Origin of the sequence: Nostoc sp., from assembly GCF_041747015.1 — a bacterium.
GTDB lineage: Bacteria > Cyanobacteriota > Cyanobacteriia > Cyanobacteriales > Nostocaceae > Nostoc.
This window is the reverse complement of record NZ_JBGTFY010000182.1, coordinates 40,935-64,370: the sequence shown is the minus strand read 5'-3', so window position 1 is coordinate 64,370 and position 23,436 is coordinate 40,935. Positions and strand designations below refer to the sequence as shown.

General features: G+C 40.4%; 20 protein-coding genes. 5 read left to right on the top strand and 15 right to left on the bottom strand.

Going from position 1 to position 23,436, the window contains the following annotated elements:
* Window positions 1-116: 116 nt before the first annotated feature.
* The 10 genes from ACEW80_RS14835 to ACEW80_RS14790 all read right to left on the bottom strand — a co-directional run bounded on the left by ACEW80_RS14835 (window position 117) and on the right by ACEW80_RS14790 (window position 12,563).
* A complete protein-coding gene (locus tag ACEW80_RS14835; RefSeq protein WP_373527323.1) occupies window positions 117-614 on the bottom strand; it encodes a DUF427 domain-containing protein in 498 nt (165 codons plus the stop codon).
* 312 nt (window positions 615-926) lie between these two features.
* A complete protein-coding gene (locus tag ACEW80_RS14830) occupies window positions 927-2,510 on the bottom strand; it encodes an HlyD family efflux transporter periplasmic adaptor subunit (protein ID WP_373527322.1) in 1,584 nt (527 codons plus the stop codon).
* Window positions 2,511-2,623: 113 nt separating this feature from the next.
* Window positions 2,624-5,635 carry a peptidase domain-containing ABC transporter gene (locus ACEW80_RS14825; protein WP_373527321.1) on the bottom strand — a complete coding sequence of 1,004 codons (3,012 nt, stop codon included), beginning with the start codon at window positions 5,633-5,635 and terminating at the stop codon, window positions 2,624-2,626.
* A gap of 712 nt (window positions 5,636-6,347) precedes the next feature.
* Window positions 6,348-8,774: a beta-propeller fold lactonase family protein gene (locus ACEW80_RS14820; protein ID WP_373527320.1), complete on the bottom strand. Its 2,427-nt coding sequence runs from the start codon at window positions 8,772-8,774 to the stop codon at window positions 6,348-6,350.
* 214 nt (window positions 8,775-8,988) lie between these two features.
* On the bottom strand, window positions 8,989-9,513 hold the full coding sequence (locus tag ACEW80_RS14815; protein WP_373527319.1) for a tetratricopeptide repeat protein: 525 nt from the start codon (window positions 9,511-9,513) through the stop codon (window positions 8,989-8,991).
* 76 nt (window positions 9,514-9,589) lie between these two features.
* Complete coding sequence (locus tag ACEW80_RS14810; protein WP_373527318.1) at window positions 9,590-10,396, bottom strand: transporter substrate-binding domain-containing protein; 807 nt, start codon at window positions 10,394-10,396, stop codon at window positions 9,590-9,592.
* A gap of 12 nt (window positions 10,397-10,408) precedes the next feature.
* Window positions 10,409-10,765, bottom strand: coding sequence for a 50S ribosomal protein L20 (rplT, locus tag ACEW80_RS14805; protein WP_373527317.1), 357 nt, complete (start codon window positions 10,763-10,765; stop codon window positions 10,409-10,411).
* A gap of 18 nt (window positions 10,766-10,783) precedes the next feature.
* Window positions 10,784-10,981: a 50S ribosomal protein L35 gene (rpmI, locus tag ACEW80_RS14800; protein WP_373527316.1), complete on the bottom strand. Its 198-nt coding sequence runs from the start codon at window positions 10,979-10,981 to the stop codon at window positions 10,784-10,786.
* 203 nt (window positions 10,982-11,184) lie between these two features.
* Window positions 11,185-11,958, bottom strand: coding sequence for a hypothetical protein (locus ACEW80_RS14795; RefSeq protein WP_373527315.1), 774 nt, complete (start codon window positions 11,956-11,958; stop codon window positions 11,185-11,187).
* Between the two features lie 197 nt (window positions 11,959-12,155).
* A complete protein-coding gene (locus tag ACEW80_RS14790; protein WP_373527347.1) occupies window positions 12,156-12,563 on the bottom strand; it encodes a hypothetical protein in 408 nt (135 codons plus the stop codon).
* A gap of 67 nt (window positions 12,564-12,630) precedes the next feature.
* Here ACEW80_RS14790 and ACEW80_RS14785 point away from each other — a divergent pair, with 67 nt between their 5' ends.
* Entirely contained in the window at window positions 12,631-13,296 is a 666-nt protein-coding gene (locus ACEW80_RS14785) for a class I SAM-dependent methyltransferase (RefSeq protein ID WP_373527314.1), read from the top strand.
* 236 nt (window positions 13,297-13,532) lie between these two features.
* Here ACEW80_RS14785 and ACEW80_RS14780 read toward each other — a convergent pair whose 3' ends face one another.
* Complete coding sequence (locus ACEW80_RS14780) at window positions 13,533-15,206, bottom strand: fasciclin domain-containing protein (RefSeq protein WP_373527313.1); 1,674 nt, start codon at window positions 15,204-15,206, stop codon at window positions 13,533-13,535.
* Between the two features lie 472 nt (window positions 15,207-15,678).
* Window positions 15,679-16,704, bottom strand: a complete 1,026-nt coding sequence (locus ACEW80_RS14775) for a cyanophycin synthetase (RefSeq protein WP_373527312.1) — start codon at window positions 16,702-16,704, stop codon at window positions 15,679-15,681.
* Window positions 16,705-17,327: 623 nt separating this feature from the next.
* On the opposite strand from ACEW80_RS14775, the gene ACEW80_RS14770 reads away from it, so the two are divergent.
* Window positions 17,328-17,564, top strand: coding sequence for a hypothetical protein (locus ACEW80_RS14770; protein ID WP_373527311.1), 237 nt, complete (start codon window positions 17,328-17,330; stop codon window positions 17,562-17,564).
* Between the two features lie 372 nt (window positions 17,565-17,936).
* Here the strand turns inward: ACEW80_RS14770 and ACEW80_RS14765 are convergent, their stop codons facing one another.
* On the bottom strand, window positions 17,937-19,073 hold the full coding sequence (locus ACEW80_RS14765; protein ID WP_373527310.1) for a cob(I)yrinic acid a,c-diamide adenosyltransferase: 1,137 nt from the start codon (window positions 19,071-19,073) through the stop codon (window positions 17,937-17,939).
* A 240-nt stretch (window positions 19,074-19,313) separates the two neighbouring features.
* Between ACEW80_RS14765 and fraC the strand changes: the two genes are divergently transcribed.
* The 3 genes from fraC (at window position 19,314) to ACEW80_RS14750 (ending at window position 21,733) form a co-directional block, all read left to right on the top strand.
* Entirely contained in the window at window positions 19,314-19,853 is a 540-nt protein-coding gene (gene fraC / locus ACEW80_RS14760; protein WP_373527309.1) for a filament integrity protein FraC, read from the top strand.
* 63 nt (window positions 19,854-19,916) lie between these two features.
* Window positions 19,917-20,924 carry a septal junction protein FraD gene (fraD, locus tag ACEW80_RS14755; protein ID WP_373527308.1) on the top strand — a complete coding sequence of 336 codons (1,008 nt, stop codon included), beginning with the start codon at window positions 19,917-19,919 and terminating at the stop codon, window positions 20,922-20,924.
* Between the two features lie 29 nt (window positions 20,925-20,953).
* Window positions 20,954-21,733, top strand: coding sequence for an ABC transporter permease (locus tag ACEW80_RS14750; RefSeq protein WP_373527307.1), 780 nt, complete (start codon window positions 20,954-20,956; stop codon window positions 21,731-21,733).
* A 31-nt stretch (window positions 21,734-21,764) separates the two neighbouring features.
* On the opposite strand, the gene ACEW80_RS14745 is transcribed toward ACEW80_RS14750, so the two are convergent.
* Window positions 21,765-22,421 (bottom strand): pentapeptide repeat-containing protein, encoded by a 657-nt coding sequence (locus tag ACEW80_RS14745; RefSeq protein ID WP_373527306.1) that lies wholly within the window; start codon window positions 22,419-22,421, stop codon window positions 21,765-21,767.
* Between the two features lie 382 nt (window positions 22,422-22,803).
* Window positions 22,804-23,370 carry a ribosome maturation factor RimM gene (rimM, locus tag ACEW80_RS14740; protein WP_373527305.1) on the bottom strand — a complete coding sequence of 189 codons (567 nt, stop codon included), beginning with the start codon at window positions 23,368-23,370 and terminating at the stop codon, window positions 22,804-22,806.
* Between the last annotated feature and the right edge of the window lie 66 nt (window positions 23,371-23,436).

Below are 23,436 nucleotides of genomic sequence, written 5' to 3'. Positions count from 1 at the left end.
GTGGGGATCTAGAAGTGCCTAAAATCACAGCCAACCACTTTTCAAACATCCTCTTAGAGATGCAAGTAAAATTGCGTCTCCATAAAACATCGCTTGAATGAATTTTGAATTGCTCCTCACCATCCCCAACTACCAGGAGCGCCTTTGAATGGCCCAACGATATCATTAGTGACCCAACCGCCGTAGAAGTTACCCGGTTGAGGTTGTGCCTTTTCGTCATTTACGTAGCAGCTATCCATGACATGAGCGTAAAAAGCTACATAATCTTTCATGGATTCAAAGGCTGGTGTAGGGTCGGGGTAGAACCAACCAGCATTTTGAACTTCTTTTTCACCAACGCCGATTGTATAGTAACCAGCGCGTCCCTTCCACTCGCAAAAGCTAGATTGCGCTGTTAGCCGCAAATATTCCATTTTGATATCAGCAGGAGGGATGTAGTAAACGGGTGGATGACTAGTTTCTAAAACGCGCTTGGCGCTGTGAGTATCTGCAATTGTTACCCCATTAAAAATAATCTGAATATGTTTGTTTGTGTCCTCCAGACGAGGAGGACGGGGGTAATCCCAAACTGATTCTTGTCCGGGAGCAGGTTCGATGCGTTGAGAATGAACCATTGTAAAATTTTAATATAAGTGGCTCTGAACGATTTGCTCTCAAGCTTTATGATAAAGCGATATCTACTGCTGCCTAAGTTACCGCTGAGGGCAGTATTTTGAGATCATCTATCGGAGTTCAACATTTTAACGATTTTCTCTCCAGCTTGATGAGGAAGCGATGTCTACGACGAGCTACGCTTAAGCTCTATCACAGCTGCAAGCAGTGATGAATTTACGTCACCGATAGCGTTAGCGAGTCTTGTCTGCGACACGCTGTTTGCGTTTGAGCGTCACAGTCCATCGTAGACATTACTTTTACAAATTGACAAATTAACGTACCTCTTTAAGAGTATCAACTTGGTTGGTAAACAATTCAGTGAATAGACTGAGTACAGTCCGTTCTTCACGTACTTTTATATTGGCACTTATCGACATACCTGACTGCAAAAAGACGCTTTTACCATTAATTACTAGAGATTGTTTATCCAATGAGACTTTTGCCGGAAATCTATAAAACTGATGTGTTTGATCTGGCGGTAATGCGTCTGAGCCTATTCCAGTTACTTTTCCCTTGATATCGCCAAACTCGCTGTAAGGAAAAGAGTCAATTCTGACATCTACCCTCATGCCTTTTCGGACAAAACCAATATCTTTGTTCGTGATGAAAACTTCAGCTATGTAGTTTTCATTTGGGACAATTTGCAGCAGTTTTGTAGTCGGAGTCGCTACAAATCCAGGATTTTTCGCTTGTAAATCGAAAATTGTTCCCGCTACAGGTGCACGAAGTTCTTGATATCTAACGTTTAACTGGGTTTGAGAGATTTTACTATTGACATCTGCCAAACGCTGTTCATTATCCAGCAAAACTTTCGTGAATTGGCTATCAATGTCGGCAATACGCTGTTTATTATCGGATATCTTATCCAAAATGTTTTTATCAGAAACAGCCACCGTATTGCTTAAATCTTCCCGTCCTTTTTCTATATCAAACTGGAGGCGTTGCTGTTCTTCGCCTAGCTGTGCTATTTCCGCCGCGCGGTTTTGGACTTCTTGTTGCTGGTTGAGATACTGAAGTTGAGAAATGCCACCTTCTTCAGCTAATATCTTCAGCTTATCTAAAATACCCTGTTGAATAGCTAAACTTGCTTTACTATCTTCTAGCTTAATTTGATTTTGACTAAGTTGTTTTTTGGTTTTTTCTACTTCCAATCGCCCCGCTGAAGAGCGAGAATCTAATTCTTTTTTGGCGACTTGTAGACGTTGTTGCTCATCAATTCCTAGTGCAGAGTCTTCACCAGAGTTTTTTAATTGAGTCCGTAAAAATTCATTTTCTCCTACTACCGCCGCCCGACTTTTTAGCAGAAAAGCAGTTTCTGGTGGCAAATTACCGCGCAAATATAACAGTTCAGATCCAGTGGCGGTACTTGCACCCATCAATCGGCGATAAATCTGGTTTTCTTTAATTAATGCAATGCGAATCTGGTTCAAAGAATTTAATTCAGCAACAGGAGCTATGGAATCAAAAGTCAGTAGCAATTCTCCTGCCTTTACTGCTTGTCCATCTTTAACATAAACTTTTTTCACCACTCCACTAACAGGAGCCTGAACTTCTTTGATTGTTCCTTGCGGCTTTAATTGTCCTGTTGCTGGCACTACTTGCTCAATTTTTGCAAAATAAGCCCAAGTAATTCCAAAACAGGCTAACCCCATTAGTGTAACCATAATTGCCCGCGACCAAATTGGAGATTGGCGCAAAATAACTGCTTGCTCAAAGTCTTGAGTGTTTGAGTTAGTTAAAGGCTCAAGAGCCGCTTTCTGTTGTTTTGTAAGTATCCGTGAATCTTGCTTAACTCCATTTTTCTGATTGCCATTTTTCTGATTGCCGTTTTTCTGATTCCCATTAAGTTGAGTCATAAGGATTTTGGATTTTGTACTTGTCGTGAGCGTTCAGTCGAACGATTTTTGATTTTTTGTAGGGTGGGCAATGTTTACCGATGCCGAAAACCTTTGCCCCCACCAATGACTAATTACAAGTTCACATCTTGCTGCTGATATAAGTAAAAATAATGACCTTTAGTAGCCATTAATTCTTGATGGCTACCTTGTTCTATAACCCTGCTATTATCCATTACAACAATCATGTCTGCATTACTCACAGTATTCAACCGATGGGTAATAAAAAATACTGTGTCGCCCTTGAATGCTTTGGCTAAATTGAGACATATTTGCCGCTCTGTGGGATAATCTAATGCGCTCGTTGCTTCATCTAATACTAATAATTTTGGTCGTTGTAAAACAGAACGAGCGATCGCAATTCTTTGGCGTTGTCCACCCGAAAGTGCGGAACCCCGTTCTCCTACCCGCGTGTTATAACCGTTGGGCAAGCTCATTACAAACTCGTGGGCGCACGCAACCTGAGCCGCTTCGATAATTTCTTCGGTTGTCGCATCAGGATTTGTTAGGGCAATATTTTCTTGAACGCTGCCGTCAAATAATAATGTCTCTTGAGGAACTACACCAATTTGTCGTCGTAGTGAATAAAGTTCCACTTTAGCAATATCATAACCATCAATCAAAATTCTGCCGGACTCAGTTTCGTAAAGTCTGAGCAGTAACTTCATCATCGTACTTTTACCAGACCCACTTTGTCCAACAATACCGATAAATTGACCTGGAGCAAATTCGAGGTTGACATTAGAAAGTTGCAGAGGGCCACTCGTGCCAAAGCGGAAGGAAACATTTTCGTATTTTACTGCTCCGGTGATCGTCGGTAGCGGTATATTGTAACGGTCTGTTTCTCCTTCTTGTGGTGTATCGACAATATCGCTTAAACGCTCCAGAGACAACGCCGTTTCTTGAAAGCTTTGCCAGAGTTGAGCCAAACGCAATATTGGACTGGTGACGTAACCCGATATAATCCTAAAGGCAATTAATTCGCCTAAAGTTAATTCTCCTTCGAGTACGAGATAAGCTCCTACCCACAAAACCAGTAAGCTGCTGAGTTTGTTGAGGAAGTTACTGGTAGAGTTAGCGAGGGTGGAAGTCACAACTGTTTTAAAACCAGCGGCGACAAACCGAGCGTAACGCTCTTGCCAGGAAAAGCGCGATCGCAATTCGATATTTTGCGCTTTTACTGTTTGAATTCCTGACATCACCTCCACTAAATAAGATTGAGTTTCGGCGTTGCGTTCGGCTTTGGCACGTAACTGGCGGCTAATGGTGGGAGAAGCAATTAAGATAACAATGATAAACACGGGAATCGTGCTTAGGGCGACTAAGGTAAGTAGCCAACTATAAATCAGCATCACACCGATATAAACCACGGAAAACAGAGCATCTAACCCCACTGTTAAGGCAGTACCAGTCAGGAATTGCCGGATATTTTCTAATTCGTTGATGCGAGTGGAAAGTTCACCCACCGGTCGGCGTTCAAAGTAGCGCAGGGGTAGACGTAGTAAGTGGTCGATAATTTGCGACCCTAAACCCATATCAATCCGGTTCGTGGTATCAACAAATAAGTAGGTTCTTAAAGTAGTCAATACTGCTTCAAATATCCCGACTACTAATAGCAAAACCCCTAAAATATTTAAGGTGCCAATACTATTTTGGGTGATCACCTTGTCGATAATTAACTGGACGACTAGCGGGTTTGCCAACGCTGCCAACTGGACGAAAAAGGAAGCGATAAAGACCTCTATAAGGACTCGCTTATGGCGTGCCAAATAGGGTATAAACCACCGTAAACTAAAGCGCTCTTGGGGTGTTTCGTTGGTAGCACTCAGCAGCAATACCCTAACTTGGGGTGGAAAGTTGGTTGGATCAACATCCAATTGTTCAACCAATTGAGCGGGTTTGCAGCGCACAATTCCTTGGGATGGGACACCCACAACCATAGTATTTGCATCCGCTGCATATAAAACGGCAAAACTATCACCATAGCGAATCAATGCTGGTACAGGAATGCGCGGCAGCGAAGCAACTGGTAGCTCTACTAACTGTGCCTTAAGTCCGATTAACTCAGCCAGGTAAGCAGTAACTTGAAACGATATACTACCCTGACGTTTGACTTGCTCAGTTAGGATGCGGCGAACCACTTCTCGACGAAACGGTATTTCTAAGTGTTTCGTGAGCATTTGGAAACAGGCGAAGGCTGTATTTAATTCTCCCTTACCGCTAAAAAACGGGTATTTCTGTTTTAGCGAACTCTTTGAGGTTTGGGAGGCTGTCTGTGTAACTACTTCGTCTGATGCGTAGGGGATATCTAGTTCTTCTTTTTCTTCTACGCGATCTAATTTGGTGTCACTTACCACAAGTTCTATCTGATGACTAGCTTCCAAGATCAAATCTGACGGATGTATACCAACCAACCGTGCGGGGTTTTGACCTATGACTTGGATCTTGTCTCTGTCATCATTGGATTCTAGGCGATCGCCAGGTGATAAATTCGTTACTGTACCACCGCCACTCACAAACCAGATGCTTTTACTATCCAGTTGATTGAATGAAGTTTTTCCTGGAGGGAGGTATTGGACTCTCGCCTGTGGTAAGGCGTTTTCTGTCAGTTCTCTGAGATTTAAAGTAGCGATCGCTTGCTTTTGACAATAGGAACCGAGAATCTCAAAAACTTCCATCAAATAACTGCGGTTCTTGCGAGTATCGGCAAAGGCTGGGTATGAAGACAGAAAGTTGAAATACGCAGATGCAGTCAAGGTTAAACATACTACTTCGGTGGAGGCGATCGCTGTTTCACAGGCGACATCGCGCAACAAACCAATTTCGCCGATAATTTCCCCTGGTTGTAGTAATTTTAGGGTAATTGGCATTTGCGTCTGGGGTTCGTATCCCAACAGGCGCACTTGTCCCTCATAAATTATGGTGATCCGGTCTGGGAGACTTTCTTTACCGATGATTTTCTGACCTACGCGGTAGCGCCAGGCTTGGAGTTGTTGTGATAAATTAGCGATCGCCTCATCTGGTAATTGCTCAAACCCTTCTAGGGTCGTAAGAAATTCGAGAAAAGTGTTCTTAATATAAGTCATATCAAACAAGTTGGAAGCTAAAAGTGAGGAATCAAGTTATCAGTTAATTAAGCAGCATCTGTTTTACTAACAGCAGCAGTATTTGGTGTTATGCAATCAAGGACAAGACTTCTATAGTATTTAGTGTACTTAGATATGTAAAACCACTGAGGAGCTTTTTATCTAATTACACACTCATATTCGGAGCAGATGATCACCACTGTTATGGAAGTTAGCATTGCAAGTATGCAAAATGGATACTCATCATCAAACCAAGGTGCAAAAATGCGGTTGTTAAAATTAGAGTCGCATATTTTAATTTATGATAATCAACATGAAACTATCACAAATGCTTTCCTAAGTAAATACCCTAATTAAAAATTATGTAATAAAAAAAAACTTTAAATTTCTCGAATTATTTTTACAAATTCTTGAATATAAGCGTTGACAGTATAACTTATGGCGAAAGACAATGAGCTTTCCTTGTTAAACATCACCATGCCCGACTTATGAAGAAATTCTCTATCACTTTTTTGCTAGCTGAATTTAATAAAAATTAACTGTAAAAGTGACGAATCAATTATTAAATTTATGAAAGAAAGACAATAATTGCCTTCAGTAAATTTACTGATTTAATTAATATGAGTCCATCTAATTGCTAAAATTCAACAACCCCATCCATGTTACGGGATAAAGTTGTTAAATTTTATGCAAAGATTACCAGGGATTAATACTATGCAGCATTAACACTCAAATCTATCCGGATAATGACATCATTGTAATCTTTGTCACCACCATTTGCTAAATCTTCAAAGCCAAAGGTGTTGTTGGCTAAGAGACGAATGTGATCTGTCTTGTCTGAGTTAGCGCCCAAAAATGTGAAGTAAACGCTAGGATCATTATTAGCATTGCCATCAAGAATGGCATCGGCTCTACCATCAACAATAATAAATGGCGCAAACACAGAATCAGCCTGGTCAAAACTACCTGTGTAAGTTGCTGTACCTTGGTTGTCCACCGTCAAGTCAATGCCTGCAACGCGCTGACGCACTGCGGCTTGGGTGTAACCAGCTTGTCCAATGAGAATATCTGCTGTGCCATCGCCGTTGGTGTCAATACCACCACTCGCATCAGCTATTTCATAGAAGCCTACATAGTTGTTGAAAGAAGCTTCTCTGTTAACTGTAACCTTAGCTGTTATCGATTGTGTTACACCCCGTAAATCAATCAGTTCGCCTTCGTCCTCTCCTTGCAAACTTGTACCCAAAGGTAAGGCTTGATCTGTGGACTGAACATTCACAACAAAATCCTGGAAGTTGAGAGAAAACCCTCCATCTTCTGCGTTGTTATTTGAGGAAAAAAGGACATTTGATAAGGAGGTTTTTCCAGACAGCACATCCTCACGACTACCCTTGGATACCTCATAGAATCGCAGTTTGGTATCAGAGTCGAATTCTAAGATGTTTGTCAGGTCAGCGGTATTAAAGCCATTGGGCAGATTGCCAAGGACATATGAAATCACCTGGGAGCGCGAAAGAGCCGCTAGGGTATAGCCTTCTGCACCAGGGGCTATGCCGTTAATCTTACCTTGTTCATCGTCAACGAAAAATACACCCAGTTCATTCACCTCTTTGGAGGTGCTGGTTTTAATCTTGATTGAGAGTTTTCCTTTATCACCTTTAATGTTCAGCTTAGTCTTGACAGTAAAGATATCGCCTGTAATTTTTGTTAGTAGAGCAGTCCCATCAGCGATCGCTAGTGTAAACACATCACTAACTTTAGCTCCAGTACTATCTTGAGCAGTGACTTTGATGTTTAAACTACCCACATCCTCACCAGAGGGAGTGCCAATGAAGGTTTTGCTAGCAGTATCGAAGTTCAACCAAGTGGGTAGGAGGTCATCATTTTCCAGGGTTGCAGTGTAAGTCAGGATGTCTTCAACATCTGCATCCGTAAAGGTATCATCTGGAACTTTAAAGTTGAAGACACTATCTTCAGTAACTCCTTGGTCAGCAATTTCTTTTACCAAAACTGGCGCATTGTTGGGAGAGCTATCAAACACTACTACTGCCGAGTCATCATATCCAGCTGCATAGACGAATTTGCTGTCGGGGCTGACTGTGACGGAGTAAGCACCAGCAAGCCCATCAACAACGCCTACGCCATCTTTTTGAACTTTTAAGAAACTCAGCTTGCCTGTTTCTGCATTCCGTGCAAACACTGCTACTGCCGATTCATCTACTCCAGCTGCATAGAGGAATTTACCGTCAGGGCTGACTGTGACGGACTCGGCACCATCAAGCCCATCAACAACACCTACGCCATCTTTTTGAACTTCCACAAAAGTCAGCTGACCGGTAGTAGCATCCCGTGCAAACACTGCTACTGCCGAGTCATTATATCCCGCTGCATAAAGGAATTTACCATCGGGGCTAACGATAAGGGAGTTGACGCCATCAAGCCCATCAACAACACCTACGCCATCTTTTTGAACTTCTACGAAAATCAGCTTGCCGGTGGTAGCATCCCGTACAAACACTGCTACTGCCGAGTCTTCATATCCAGCTGCATAGAGGAATTTACCGTCGGGGCTGACTGTGACGGACTCAGCACCAGCAAGCCCATCAACAACGCCTACACCATCTTGTTGAACTTCCACAAAAGTCAGCTTGCCAGTGGTATCATCCAGCGCAAACACCGCTACCGCCGAATCATCTACTCCAGTTGCATAGAGAAATTTATTGTCGGGGCTAACTGTGACAGAACTGACACCACTAAGCCCATCAATACCAGGCGTATCATCTTTTTGAACTTCCACAAAAGTCAGCTTGCCGGTGCTAGTATCCCGCATAAACACCACTACTGCGGAGTTAAAATATCCAGATGCATAGAGGAATTTTCCGTCGGGGCTGACTGTGACGAAGGTGGGATTAGCAAGCCCATCAACACTGTTTATGCCATCTTGTTGAACTTCCACGAAAGTCAGCTTGCCTGTTTGTGCATCTCGGGCAAACACCTCCACTGCCGAGTCAGAATATCCCGATACATAAAGGAATTTACCGTCGGGGCTGACTGTGACGGAGTTGGCATTAGCAAGCCCATCAACACCCTCTGTGTCATCTTTTTTGAATTCTACGAAATCCAGAATTTTGTCTGCCATGATCTTACTGATTAATACTTACTATTTGCTCGCCCCAAATTATCGGATAAAATCAGTAGTTGGCTTCAGTAAATTTACTGGCTTAATTATTTAGTTAATTTAATAGAGAAGCATAAAAAACCCCAACTAATTTGTTAATAGTTGGGGAATGGGGATTAGGGGGGCAGTTAAGACAAGGAAAATAACCCAATTACAAATGACAAATGACCTTAAATTATGCAGAAACCAAACGGCGTAAAGATTCAGCACGGCGTTTAGCGGTAGAGTTATTTGGAGCAAATTTCAGTACTTCTTCGTAAGTTTGTAATGCCTGAGAAGTTAATTTTTTCTTCTCGTAAGCATGACCGAGATTATTCAATCCTGTCACGTAGTCTGGTTTAGATTTGAGAGCTTCTTTATACTGACGAATCGCTAGGTCATATTGGTCTTGGGTAAAATAAACATAGCCTAGTCCGTTATAAATGGGGGCGATATTTTCTTCTCCCTCTTCTTGGGCAGATTTGAGAGCTTTTTGAAACAGTGCGATCGCTAGAGAATAGAGTTTTTTTTCTGAATAAATACTGGCTAACTCATAATATTCTTGAGTCGTACCCTTTTCTTTTTCTAACTTCTTTCGCAATCTTCCAAAAGAGCCTTCAATCTTGCGAGTTTTGAAAATCTGGCGAAAAACACCCACAGCAACAACTGTGAGTATACCCACCAAGATTGAGAGATAAACAACGACTAGATTATTATCCATTACCTGCAAATACAAATATTAAAAGTTGCTTCTCTATCTATTATCAGTTGTCTTTTGTTATTCACTAAGAACAAACTTACGGTAAACCCCAATATTGAATACGTTGTTGGAGCCAACCTTCTGCTATGTAACGAGCGATCGCTTCATTTACATTTCGTCTTAACTCATCGTACTGCAATCCCTTGGGCATTACTACAGATAAGGGTTCAGTTGATAGTTTGATTGGCAGTAGCCGATATTGGGGATATTGTTGCACCCAACCGCTCAAAACGCTAGCATCTGCGGCAAAGGCTACGGCGGCACTACTTTCTATTTGCTCTCGCGCTTCTTCATAAGAATCCACTCCTACTAACTCGGCGTTTGGCACATAGTACCGCACTTTAGCAATGGTGCTGGAGTTATTCAGTACGGCAATTTTTTGTTTTGCCAAATTACTCAACTTTTGTACAGAGGCATCTTTTGTAACTAATACAGTGCTATCCAAGTAGTAGGGAACACTGAAATTAACTATGCGGGTGCGTGAAGAAGTTGCTGTCACCCTAGCGATCGCCAAATCAACTTTCTTATCTAAGACTACAGATAAGCGATCGCGATTCGCTACAGGTTGAAATTTGACAGCCTCGGCTTTACCAACCAAATCAACTGCTAATCGCTGCGCTAAGTCAATTTCTAAGCCTTGTAAGTTGCCTTTGGCATCTTTAAATCCCAAGGGACGTAAGTTATCTTTAACTGCAATAGTTAAATAGCCCCGCCGCTGAATTTCTGGCATTTCGGCAGCAGATGCACTCAATCCTGTCCCCCCAATGGAAAAGCAAAAAAAGATGGCGGATAATACCAGATGTAACTGAGTAATTACTTGCCATTTGTTACATCTGTTATACATCCCTTGCCACCTTTATCCTTGAGCTTGAGTTGCCAATTCAGCAACTTTGCTGAAGCTAGCTGGATCGAGGACTGCCAATTGCGCCAACATCTTGCGATTTAGTTGGATATCAGCTTTTTTCAAATTGCCGATCAACTGGCTGTAACTCAAGCCGTGTTGCCTTGCAGCAGCATTGATGCGGGTGATCCAAAGGCGGCGAAAATCGCGCTTTTTCTTTTTGCGATCGCGGTAGGCACTGCGTAGCGCCTTCATTACTTGTTGGTTGGCGGTTCTAAACAGGGTTGAATGAGAACCACGAAAACCTTTAGCTAGTTTGAGAATTTTATTGCGGCGCTTCCGAGCTACATTACCGCGTTTTACCCGTGTCATAACTTATTTCCTGAGGACTTACAAATATGGGAGCATCAAGCGCACGTTAAGTTCATCGCGTTCATGTACAAGTGTACTCTGACGCATACTACGCTTTTTGTTAGAAGACTTGTGTTCTAAAAGGTGGCTTTTGAAAGCTTTACGACGGACGATTTTGCCGGTACCAGTGGCACGGAATCGCTTCGCTGCGGCTTTACGAGTCTTTAGTTTAGGCATGGTCTAACTTTGATTCGACACGATCCATTATTATATACTATTAAAATGGCTCAAATGGCTATTTAAGATTTGACTTGTGTGGTTTTTAAATGAGCTATTGCCATACCAAGAGGTTTTAGGTATAAGACAATACAGTTCAGTTCAGCAATTTTTTTCTTTCTTCTCTCTGTGTCCTCTGGGCTTAAATCTAGCTTAGAACTGAATTAGGCTGTTTTAAAGAATCGAATAATTTCACGCACATGATCGAGAAATTGCCCGTCAGTGGAAAGTTGAGCGATCGCAGTTCGTGTTTCTCTCCCCAAACGCTCATGTTCAGTTTGATTTGTCGCCCGTAATTCCTCTAAATTTGCCGCCATTCGAGCTAAATCTTTGCGAGTTTCTTCGGCAAAACGTTGTTGAGTTGCTGGCAATGAATAGGGTTGTTCTGGGTTGAGTTGATCCTCGAAAGACTGGATTTTTTGTTCCAATATAAAGAAGCGATCGCGCAGTTCAACAATATCTTCGCGGGGATACTTCCATTCTTGGCGAATCGTCGCTAACCGCGCATATAAATACTCGTAAGCCCGAATCGCTGGACGTAAAATAGTTAATAGTAAAGCTGCACCGGAACTGATATACCCAACCGTACTAACACCAGTGGCAGCCAGGGTATAAAGACCAACGGCTGAGAATAAGTGTAAGGCAATGGCAACCCAGAGCGATCGCTTTGCCAAAACTGTAACGTACTTCACTTGTTTCTCATCAACCGGAATTCCTTTCTCCGTTGATTGTGCTGCTTCTGCTAAGACTTCTTTAGCTTGAAAATGCACATTCCACGGGACGGTAACAATTACCAACAGCCACCAAAAACTGGCACCACCAATTACCCAATCGAGAAAATTACCAGCAGGTATGTGCAACCATTGCAATAAGCCAAAAGCCGCTAGCACCACAACTACAATTCCAGTAATGGAACTGATAAAAAAGTTAATATACATTTTGCCTTGTCTCCAGTGAAATTATCACCTCGATCATGACTGTAAAGCAGCAGTTATACGTAAATCATTGTGATGGTTTTTCTATCTGCACATACCAGCTTTTCGATAAGATAGCTACGCCAAATTGGTTTACTACCCTTTTGGGCAAAGTAGCAACGCTAAATACCTGTGATGGTTTTTATAGTTGCACGTAGCAATTACTGGATAAGATAGCTACGCCAAATTGGTTGAGTATCTTTGCTACTCTTCTGTGGAAGTAGCAATCGCCAAGTTTTACCTTCTTGCTGAATTTGTAGATAAACGTCAAACGGTTTTGTCGGTTCCGTCAAGCGTCTTTTTGGTAACTTAACAATCAAGTCGTAGGTTCCGCGAACATGGAAAGCTGGTAAACTTTCAATCGTTAGAGGTTGTTCCTCGGTAATTGATAGCCGCTTGATTTCAAATCCTTGAAAATCTAAATCCAACTGTTGACTAAGCTTTTGTTGAGTTTGTTCTAGCTTAAGTGCGATCGCTTTCTGCACTAAATCTCTAGTCGGTAGCAGTCCAATACTGCCACAAGCTGTTACTAGCAATAGCAATATTGCTGTCAAAACTAACCGCACCATGTTATTCCTAAGATTCCACTTATCAGCGATAGTATAACTGTAGATTGTCTCAATTCTCTCATCTACCATGCCAAAACAGTCTATAGGTCTTGATAACCAACTCTACAATTATCTTTTATCCGTTTCACTGCGGGAACCGGATATTCTTTTAAAGTTACGCCAAGAAACCGCCAGCCATCCCCGGAGTGGAATGCAGATTTCACCAGAACAAGGGCAGTTTATGAGTCTTTTGGTACAGTTAATTGGAGCGAAGAAAACCCTAGAAGTTGGAGTGTTTACGGGTTATAGCTCCCTTTCTGTAGCTTTGGCACTACCTGCTGATGGGAAGATTATTGCTTGTGATGTGAGTGAAGAATTTACTGCGATCGCCCGCAGATATTGGCAGCAAGCCGGGGTTGCTGATAAAATCGAGCTGCGATTGGCACCAGCCTTGGAAACTTTAGATGGACTATTGGCAACTGGACAAGGCGAGACATTTGATTTTGCTTTTATTGATGCCGATAAAGAAAATTATGATGGATATTATGAGCGATCGTTGCAATTAGTGCGTCCGGGTGGATTAATTGCTATTGATAACGTTTTATGGTCAGGACAAGTTGCTAATCCGCAAATTCAAGATGCAAGTACCCAAGCAATTCGTGCACTCAACAATAAGTTACATCATGACGAACGGGTAACGCTCTCCCTAGTCCCCATTGCAGATGGACTAACTTTAGCTATCAAGCGACCTTAATCCAGTTTGACTCAAACTTAGTACCCCATTTAATTACTTTCTAACGAATTCTCTGCATGCCTCTGCGCTTCCCTCTGCGTCGGCAGTCACTCATGGGGGAAACCCCCTTCTCTACGAGACGCTCCGCGAAGGCGCTAGCCTCTCCCTTTGGGAGAAGACCGCGCTGCCTCTCCTTTGCGTTTAAATTTCAACCCCTGCTAAAGAAGAGACGCGATTAATCGCGTCTCTGCCAATGCTTAGAAGTTGTAGCCAAGTCCGAGTAGCAATCCTACATCAGTTTGATCCATAAAAGCAGCATTTACAGCACCTGTCACCGTAAATCGAGAACCTATAGGAACGTCTACACCACCAGTTAGCAGTAATCCAAAATCAGTATCGAGATTAGCTTCAATCGCTACGCCAGCACCTAAATAAGGAGATATGCTGAAGGTTTGTTCACCCACGGAAGCTGCTCTGCGTGGATTGAAATCAAAAGTCAAGGGAACCAGAAATATTGTATCGTCCCCAAAGATCACCGATGGTCGCACTGATATAAAGTTTGTCAGACCAACTTTACTAATCACCGCAAAGTTACCTTCGCTCAGAGCTGTATCGTTGCCGCTCAAACCAATGTTACCAGCAACTCCGAGATAGCTTCTGCCACCACGAGTAGCTCTACCGGGCGTAACATCGGGGATTGTAGCATTTGTTGGCTGATTTAACTGACTAATATTAATATCGGGCGGAATCAGGACTTGGTTAATTGCATGGATAACACCATTGCTAGCTCTGACGTCCGCCTGGATAACTCTGGCACTATTCACCGAGACTTGATTATTAGCGGAATCGATTTGAATATTTACAGGTCTTTCTTCGACAGTTTTCAATTCGCCATTTGTGAGTTGACTAGAAGTTACTGCACCAGGAACCACATGGTATGTCAAAATCTTAACTAATGCTTCTCTGTTCTCTGGTTGCTGTAATTGCTGTAAGGTAGCAGCAGGCAAAGCAGCAAATGCGTCATTAGTGGGAGCGAAAACTGTATAAGGCCCAGCCTGTTGCAGAGTGTCTACTAGACCGGCTGTCTTTAATAATGAAGTCAGAGTTGTAAAAGAATTACTGGATGCAGCCAAAGAAACAATGTCAGTGCCAGTTTGAGTTCCGCCGACAATATACTGAGTAGCTGGAAGATTGCTAGCAATGGGTTGCAACTGTCCTTGCTTGACTAAGGCTTGATATAAAAGTGCTGCTGCTTCAGCACGAGTCAAAGATTGTTGCGGATTAAGTTGTTTTACATCTGGATAATTGACAACAATATTAGATTGCGTTGCTGTTGTCACACTACTAACGGCATAGTCTGGGATAGCTGAAGCGTCGTTATAATAGGTGCTAAGGTCAGTACTTGTTCCAGTACTGCTACTAGTTAAACCTAAACCATTTGTTAAAGCAACGATCGCCTGTACCTTGGGTATTTGTTGACTTGGTGAAAACACGTTTCCAGGATAGCCTGCCAAAAATCCAGTTTCGTAAGCGAACTGAATTGCAGAGGACGCCCAATAGCCAGCAGGAACATCTTTAAATCCACCAGAACTCAATTGCCGAATTCGGTTTTGGTTCCTGAAAGCTTTTTGAATTAGGGCGGCAAATTCAGCACGAGTCACAGATTGATTCGGCTTAAAAGTACCATCAGGAAAGCCGGTTATCACGTTATTGTCAGCTAAAACTTGAATGAAGGGACGCGCCCAATAATCTGAGGAAACATCAGACAAGTTAACTGTTGAAGTCGGCGATGGTGTTACAGATGGAGTAGTTGGAACAGTATTTTGAGATGAAGCTGGGGCAGAAATCACCATAGGAGTTACTGTAGCAGCGGTCATTCCCAGAACTAGCAAAATGCTCCTTGCTGATGACCAACGAAATAAACTAGACATGAAATTATCCTCCAAAGAAAATTAAAGCGATTTCTCAAATTTTTTGATTGATTATTGGCAAACACAGGATACGAGGTTAAATCCTCACAAATATCCAGATGATTGTTCAGCTTGCTTCGTCAATCAAACTACGAATGCAAATTGTCAAGCTTTATCCATGATCATACTTATTACTTTTTAACAAAAGAAAATATGTATTGACAAGATCATTATTAATGATAATCTTTTATCGAAATTACACAACTAACTAATGGTCAGATTATCAGGGAAAACTTTCACTCTTTAGATAGTTGTCTATAATCGTAAATTTGAAAATGCTAGACTGTAAATCAGCGATCGCAATCAAAAATTTCGAGCATGATTAATCAAACTGAACGTCTGGTATAGCTTACAAGCTGAATTTGAATCCCTACTAGATAAAAACTGTTAAACAAAATCCTCACTCTAGACGAGGATTTTGTCTGATATCTTGTTAATGAGCAGCAGTGGTACAATTAACCATTGCTAGGCTTTGCTGATTTTCTAAAGCTTGAAGAACTTTGAGATATAAGTTTTCTACTCTCTGAGTTTGGATCTCTCCAAGTGACATATAATGACCTAAACCAGGGGCGCTATTGACTTCAATCACAGTATAATCTACCAATGGCTTAGTAATATCAGTAGTAATGATATCTACCCCTGCCAATCTCAAGCCTAAATCCTTAGTAATCTTAATAGCTAACTTTTGAAAATCAGGATGAATACTATCAGTGAAATCTACTGAATGACCTCCATTGGATAAATTAGCATTATCTAAAAGATAAACTAAACTATCTTCAGGAAGTACAGTTTCCAAAGATAGATTTTGTCTGTGTAATTTTCGATGAATGCGGAAATCTTCTAAATCAATAAGTATTTTTTCATTATTTTTTACAAACTTTTGGCGTTTATTTTCTACTAATTGCATAATAGTGGAATTACCATCACCGATCACAGATAAAGGAATTCTTTGATAAGCAGCAACTACTTCATCATCAAAAGCTAAAATTCTGAAGTCATTACCACTATAAAATCTTTCTACAAGTAAACCTGATTGAGTCTGCAAAATTTTCTCAGCTACTTGATAAAATTCTTCTTTTTCATACACCTTAACTACCAAAACTCCTAAACTCAGACTTAATGGTTTAACAATAACTGGTAATCCTAATTCCTGAGCATAATTCCAGCCATCATGGATGTTTCTAGGATTGGGAATGTAAGCACATATTTTTTCATTAAAAAATGTTTTTCCTTCTGTAACTGCATAACCAAATTGTTTTAGAAAATAATTACAATAACCTTTGTCGCTAGCTAAATGTGAAGAACCAAAGCCATTAATATCTAGTCTAGTATTATTAAAAACTGATTTTTTTCCGTTTTTAAATGTAATATGTCCAACTAATTCGTATTCTGGTTCTATGAATACAACTGCTCCCATTTGTGTAGCTAATTTTTTTAAGATTGATGCTGTTGCTCTCATCTTTAGTGGCCAAGAATCTATTTACGCAGGAATTGTATCGAATTTAGTAGCAATCGTCAAGAACAGCTACTTGCTTAAAAGATTTAACTAATTTATAGCTATTAGTCAAGATACTAAAATTTTAAAGTTGTATATTTAGGTATCTTCGCAGCTATCCTAAAAATATCTTCAAATGACTAAATCAACTTGAAAATATTAAGTATTTTTCCACTAACTATAAAAAACGCAATACCAGCAACATAGCTTTACTGTGTGTACTCTTTAGCCTATGCACGTTATTGTACATTTGAAATTTAATTTTTAATGTATACAAAACTTACGCAAATAATAGCCGAAACCCTGATTTTTAAGTAGGGGCAATTTATAAATTGCCCTTTAGGGTGTACTTTTACGTAACTAATCGTATAATTTAGAACATGGTTGTTTATTTGTTCCCCGTTGTGGGCTTTACTTAAGTGTATTAAGAAAAATCGCGCAGTTGGTCTAAAATATAGCGCTAAGTGTTGACAATCTATAAATAATCGAATAACAAGGTGGCAGAAGCATTAAAAAAAAGCGTTAATGCGTTCCTACCTAGAAACTAATTAACGCCCTTCATGAAACTTCATACGGTTAACATAATTATGCCAGAAAATACGGATTACAAAGCTTCCAACTCAGATAATCAAGCGATCGCCTATAAAGAGCGACTCAATTCTTGGGCGATCGCTCGTATAATTCCTAATACACAACGGGAAATTGTTGCTCGCTTCCGCAGCCGTTCTGATGCCGATGGCTATATGCGGCATCTTCCTCAGGAAATACCAAATGCTTCCTACATGGTTGTTTTTGATTGTCAACGCCAAGAAGCTGTGATTTAAAGTATAAGTATAAGCAAAATAAACTTATCTTGAAAATAGGCAACAGCTTACAAGTGACGGGGAATAGGGAAAGAGATTTTTGTTCTTAATTGTGCTATTGTAGCGGGCACTTTGTACTGACTCTGTTCATGGGAGTCTTTTGCAAAAGGGACTTTTAAAACTTTTGTGGTGAAAAGCAAAGGGTTAAGGGGAAAAAGCAAATTCAATCCCTTTAACCCTTTTTCTTAATTTCCACTATTTACTGAACTATTAAAACGAGTATCTACTGAATTAAAAAACAAAACTTTATGAAGTTAATCTGAAGGAAATGAGAAGGAAAAAGTTTAATTTGGAAAATTTTCCCAATCAAGCGGAGTATTAATTATACATCATTTAAAAATCCACCCCTCGTTTAAGTTCTACACCTTGATTAGCATAGTGTTTGTGGCAGTAAACCTCTGAGTGGACGCTAGCCAAGTCGAAGTACGCGGGTGGATTTTGGCAGCGACCGGTGATAATGATTTCGGTGTCGCGGGGTTTGCGGAGCAAGGCTTGGACAATGGGTTCAACGGGGAGTAATTCTAAGTCAACGGTGGGATTTAGTTCATCAAGAATAATAGTTTTATACAGTCCAGAAGCGATCGCAACTTTCGCAATTTCCCAACCCCGTTCGGCTTCTACATAATCTAATTCTTGCCGAGAATTTCGCCAGACGATCGCATCTCGACCGCAGCGTTGATGATCTACTACTTCTGGATATGACTGCTGCAAGGCAGCGATCGCTGCGTCTTCTGTGTAGCCACTACCACCTTTGAGCCACTGCATAATCAACACACGGGTAGACCCGGGATGATTGATTCCCCTACCAATCGCTTGCAAGGCTTTACCTAAGGCGCTGGTAGATTTACCTTTACCAGCACCAGTATAAATTTCAATCCCTTCAAGTAAGAGGGCTTTAGCTGTTGGGTGGTGGTGGGGTTTCATTTCAGAGTGCAAATCTGCAATATCGAGCAACTTTTGCGGCGCGGCGCGTCCGGTAGCGATGATTTCTAACTCTTGGGGTTTGGATTTTAATGTCTTCACCACTTCATCTACTGGTAGCAAACCCAAATCCAGGATGGGGTTAATTTCATCGAAGACCACAACTGAATATAAACCGCTAGCGATCGCACCTTTGGCCACATCCCAACCCCGCGCTGCTTCTTCTCGGTCAAAGGCGGTAATTTCTTCTGGCCCAAAAAATTCGGCTCTCCCAGTGCGAACCTGGTCAATTAAATGGGGAAAGCCACGCTGTAAAGCTGCGATCGCGCCATCTTCATCATAATCTCGTTCCGGGCCTTTTAAAAACCGCAGCAGTAAAACACGGTTGGAATTGCTAGGTGTATTTATCCCCAAACCAATCGAGCGCAAGACCACCCCTAAAGCCGCTTGGGACTTACCTTTGCCTACACCATCGTAGACGTGAATTTGACCAATAAGCCGTTCATGACGCACTTGCGCCGTGCGAATACCGATACCGTTCCTTGTCATTTATCAAAAAGCTATAACGTGGCAGTCTTTAATCTTATCGAACGTCTTGTACTCTTAGGGAGAAACTGCCTCTTTAGCGCGTCTGTGCAAAAGTCTGCTTGATGTACTAACAATATTAGTAAGTAAATAAATACTGGTATACCAGCATGATAAAGGACAAGAACAGTGTGATAATTTCCCCATCATCCTTACTATCCCAGTTATACTCTCTACAGTTAACCTTTATCGGTGATCATTGATATGCCTGAAAATTGGATGCTTCCCAGGATTTTTCCGATTGGTGGAATTCTATTTGACTTTTTATTTGTACTGATTGCCATCCCTATCGAAGCGTATGTTTTTCACAATCGACTAAAATTTGACAAAAAAACTAGTACTTTTTATGCTATTTCCATCAATTTATTTTCTAGCGTAATTGGTTGGTTAATATTTTTTGTATCAGAGCCAATGGTGCCGATACAGGTAAAATCAGAATTAATTAATTATATGTTTTTTAATAATTTCAAATCGCCTAATACACAAACTTTAATTGTCTTAACTGCTTTTGTAATTTTCTTTGCTACTTTTTTAATGAAATTTTTCATTTTAAGAGTTTTACTACTATCATTAAATGAACCAGTAGCTAAAAAAGAAGAAGAGCCTCAAACATCTCAGCGTCAAAAATGGCGTCGTTTTAGCAATATTAAATTACAAAATACTTATTTAGTTACTACTGTATTAATAGCAAATTCCCTGAGCTATAGTGCTATAACCGTTCTTTTATTTTTTCGTTCAAAGTAGCAATAATTTACTTTTTTAATTTAGAGGAAATCTAGTGATTAATTAATCAGGTGTAGGAAAAATATGAATACGCTACTTAAAGATGTATTTGGGCTTTTTAAATTTACTGAAGGGCTTTATGCAGGAATTAGAAAGATATTAATTCCACCAAAAGCTTATTCTTGGCAGACATTTGTTTATCTAAGTGTTTTTTCTTTGATACTTTCATTTTTTGCTACAGGTTATATCAAAGATATAATTGCCTTTTTTGGTTGGTTATTTTTAATTGCTGGTACAGCTTGGTATACAACTGAAGATCCTTTGAGGGTTCCTGGTACTTTTATGCCAGTTGGGGCAGTCATCACTGGATTCTTAGTGAGTGTTTTTGCATTTGGAAATCAGGAGGATGTAGTTACACCAAGAACAATAGTTTTTTGGCCGACAATTTCGGCACTAATTACAGCAATACCAGAATTTATTGAAGGAAATGACACCGACGCTAAAGCTCGAATTCCTAAGCCAGAAGACCGCCAAAGAATTATAGTTTTAGTTGCTAGTAGTATGCTGCTAAGTTGCTGGATTCAGTTTTATTTTGTGATGAATAATTGGTTACGACAATATCCAAGCTTGCAGGCAGATACTTTTCAACGTAGTGCCTTTGTTGTAAGAACAGAAGAACGAGTAAAAATCCCACGAAATGGCGTTATAATTCTAGACAAAATTCAACCAATAGTAGTAGAACAAATAGCTGAAAGACCTTGGTCGGAAGTAGAGAAATGGCTGCTAGATGCGAAACAACGGGTAGGAACTCTAGGTAGGGAAATAATTCAAAAAAACCTAAGTCAATATGAAGAGAAGGAATTATGGCGCGTTGAACCGCGTGTAGCTAATACTAAGTCTGGATACATATTAGATTTATTAAGTATTTGGATAGGCCCGAGTTCTAACCCACGGGGCTATTACTTAAAAAAATCTTGTCGGATTGAACCAGTTGCAGCAACCAATGGTTCAGGAAATAAGATTACAGTTGCAGAAATTGAATGCGATCGCATTACTAAATTGATTGCTGGAGCGCCACCTCCACAGCAGTAAGGGAGACCATGCACAATGACAAATAACAAATGAGTATTAACAGAATTTTTGTATTAGCAAAGAATGTGTTTCAGGAAGTGGTACGCGATCGCATCTTATATATTATTGGTTTTTATGCGCTAATACTCGCCACCGCCTTCCGCGTCCTTCCTGAGTTTGCAGCTACAACTGAAGACAAAATGTTTTTAGACTTTGGGATGGCGGCCATGAATGCCATCGGGTTAATTGTGACGATATTTGTTGGTACGGGACTAGTTAATAAAGAAATTGAAAAACGCACTATCTTAATGTTAATTGCTAAACCTGTCAGCCGCAGCGAAATTATCATCGGCAAATACTTGGGTTTATCCGCAATATTAGCTCTACTTGTCGCCATGATGACAGCAATTTATCTAGTATTTTTGCAAATTGGTAATATTCCTCATCCAACGGCGAGCATTTTAATTGCTGCAATTTTTTTATTTTTGCAGTTATCATTAATAACCGCTTTAGCTATTACATTCGGTGTTTTTACTGCTTCTCTGCTAGCGACTGTTTTAACCTTTGCGGTATATTTAATCGGTAATGTTACTCAAGATTTAGTACAACTTGGTCGTCTGAGTCACAACCCTGGTATGGAACGTCTAACTCAAGGCTTGTTTCTAATTTTGCCAGATTTATCTAGATTAGATTTAAAAAATGATGCTGTTTATGGTCTGCAAGCACTACCTGATGTAACTGGACTGATTACCAATGCTGGCTATGGCTTAGTTTATAGTGCCATGTTGTTAGCGATCGCTATCCTTCTCTTCTCACAACGCGAGTTTTAGTGATTGGTCATTGAGAGAAAATGATAAATGACTAATAAATCACTATCTGAGGTTGCTCAACTGTACCATCAGGCATGATAGTATCCCGTAACTTCGCATAAATCAGATTTGTTTCTGAAAGGTTTGTCTTACTCAAGTTTGCCTTAGTTAAGTTTGCCCATGTCAGGTCTGCACCCATTAAATTAGCTTCAGTTAAATTAGCTTCTAATAATATTGCTCCACATAGCTTTGCTCTGGCGAGATTTGCAAAACTTAAGTTAGCTTCAATCAGCGATGCTTCAATTAATTGGGCTTCACTTAGGTCTGCTTCTCTCAAATCCGCAGCACATAAAGAAGTTCCCCAAAGGTTACTACCTGTGAGTTTTACCCGCCATAAGAAAGTTCCACATAAATTTGCTTGTCTTAAGTCAGCATTAATTAAATTAGCTTCACACAAAGAGGCTTCATACAAATTAGCTCCACGTAAACTAGCTTGCATTAAATTTGCGCCACTTAAATTAGCACGAATCAGGATAGAACCGCATAGATTTGCACCACGTAAATCAGATCCTATGAAGTTAACACCACTTAAATCAACTCCTTTCAGATCGATTTCTCTTAAATCACATCCACTCAAATCTTGGTGCTTAAAAGATTTATTTGTGATTTGATTTAATATAAATTCCTGCTTGTCAGCATAATTTTTCATAGTATTCACCTCTGGGTGTAATTTATCTCAAAGGTTGAGTATGAGAGCTACCGTATCTTGAGAGTACACCCCAAATGTAGATAAGTTCGGTAAATAATCAAAAATAAATTCCCCAAAAATCGCCAATCACTTGAAAAACCGTTCTTTAAGTAGTTTTTAAAACAAAAAATCCTGACTTAAGTCAGGAAATATTGATAACAAGACTTCAACAAAAAGAAAATAAAAACAGGGTATAATGCTTTACTAACGTAAGTTTCACATTCAAGTAATTTCAACATGAAAAAGATCAGCCATCACGCCTAAAAGATTGCATATTAAATTTTCTTCACGTAAGGTTTATGATAGAAAAAGGTGGTCATTGGACATTTAAAGTACAAATGACCTAGTTATTAATTTCCAACAACCCAGGTGGCGGCGTAATTTCAATGCGACCAGATGTTAAGTCTACTACTGGTGCGATCGCTTGCACAAATGGAATCAAAACAGTCTTTTGTTTTTTGTCAGCAGTAAATGATTCATCCAGCTTTACTTCTAACAAATCATTGCCGGCGGCGATGATATCTACCACCGTACCAACGAGTTCGCCAGATGCTTGCATAAAGACTGACAAGCCAATTAAATCGAGGACATGATATTCATCTTCGCCTAATTGGGGGCGATCGCTTGCTGCCACCATTAACTTACAACCGCGCAACGCTTCCGCCTGATCGCAATTTTCCACACCAGCTAATTTGATTACATATAAGTTTTTGTTACTGATATAACGTCCTGTCAATAATTCCATTGGTTGTGGTTCGGTTTCACCCAAACGCAACAACCAACGTTTTCCCGGCACCTCAAATCTTTCGGGAAAGTCAGATACAGGATAAACCCGTAATTCTCCAGATAATCCTTGAGGAGCAACAATTTTACCAATTTCTAGCCAATCATTTGATTTGTCATTTGTCATTTGTCATTTGTCATTTGTCATTGGGCATTAAACATTAATTATTAATTCTTCTCCCTCATCTCCCAC

Bases quoted from the DNA above. Each gene is read 5' to 3' on its own strand.
- rplT (WP_373527317.1), bottom strand. From the start codon at position 10,765: ATGACACGGGTAAAACGCGGTAATGTAGCTCGGAAGCGCCGCAATAAA.
- ACEW80_RS14745 (WP_373527306.1), bottom strand. From the start codon at position 22,421: ATGAAAAATTATGCTGACAAGCAGGAATTTATATTAAATCAAATCACA.
- ACEW80_RS14820 (WP_373527320.1), bottom strand. From the start codon at position 8,774: ATGGCAGACAAAATTCTGGATTTCGTAGAATTCAAAAAAGATGACACA.
- fraD (WP_373527308.1), top strand. From the start codon at position 19,917: ATGAATACGCTACTTAAAGATGTATTTGGGCTTTTTAAATTTACTGAA.
- ACEW80_RS14810 (WP_373527318.1), bottom strand. From the start codon at position 10,396: ATGTATAACAGATGTAACAAATGGCAAGTAATTACTCAGTTACATCTG.
- ACEW80_RS14795 (WP_373527315.1), bottom strand. From the start codon at position 11,958: ATGTATATTAACTTTTTTATCAGTTCCATTACTGGAATTGTAGTTGTG.
- ACEW80_RS14815 (WP_373527319.1), bottom strand. From the start codon at position 9,513: ATGGATAATAATCTAGTCGTTGTTTATCTCTCAATCTTGGTGGGTATA.
- ACEW80_RS14790 (WP_373527347.1), bottom strand. From the start codon at position 12,563: ATGGTGCGGTTAGTTTTGACAGCAATATTGCTATTGCTAGTAACAGCT.
- ACEW80_RS14830 (WP_373527322.1), bottom strand. From the start codon at position 2,510: ATGACTCAACTTAATGGGAATCAGAAAAACGGCAATCAGAAAAATGGC.
- ACEW80_RS14765 (WP_373527310.1), bottom strand. From the start codon at position 19,073: ATGACAAGGAACGGTATCGGTATTCGCACGGCGCAAGTGCGTCATGAA.
- fraC (WP_373527309.1), top strand. From the start codon at position 19,314: ATGCCTGAAAATTGGATGCTTCCCAGGATTTTTCCGATTGGTGGAATT.
- ACEW80_RS14835 (WP_373527323.1), bottom strand. From the start codon at position 614: ATGGTTCATTCTCAACGCATCGAACCTGCTCCCGGACAAGAATCAGTT.
- ACEW80_RS14775 (WP_373527312.1), bottom strand. From the start codon at position 16,704: ATGAGAGCAACAGCATCAATCTTAAAAAAATTAGCTACACAAATGGGA.
- ACEW80_RS14770 (WP_373527311.1), top strand. From the start codon at position 17,328: ATGCCAGAAAATACGGATTACAAAGCTTCCAACTCAGATAATCAAGCG.
- ACEW80_RS14785 (WP_373527314.1), top strand. From the start codon at position 12,631: ATGCCAAAACAGTCTATAGGTCTTGATAACCAACTCTACAATTATCTT.
- ACEW80_RS14825 (WP_373527321.1), bottom strand. From the start codon at position 5,635: ATGACTTATATTAAGAACACTTTTCTCGAATTTCTTACGACCCTAGAA.
- rimM (WP_373527305.1), bottom strand. From the start codon at position 23,370: ATGACAAATGACAAATCAAATGATTGGCTAGAAATTGGTAAAATTGTT.
- ACEW80_RS14780 (WP_373527313.1), bottom strand. From the start codon at position 15,206: ATGTCTAGTTTATTTCGTTGGTCATCAGCAAGGAGCATTTTGCTAGTT.
- ACEW80_RS14750 (WP_373527307.1), top strand. From the start codon at position 20,954: ATGAGTATTAACAGAATTTTTGTATTAGCAAAGAATGTGTTTCAGGAA.
- rpmI (WP_373527316.1), bottom strand. From the start codon at position 10,981: ATGCCTAAACTAAAGACTCGTAAAGCCGCAGCGAAGCGATTCCGTGCC.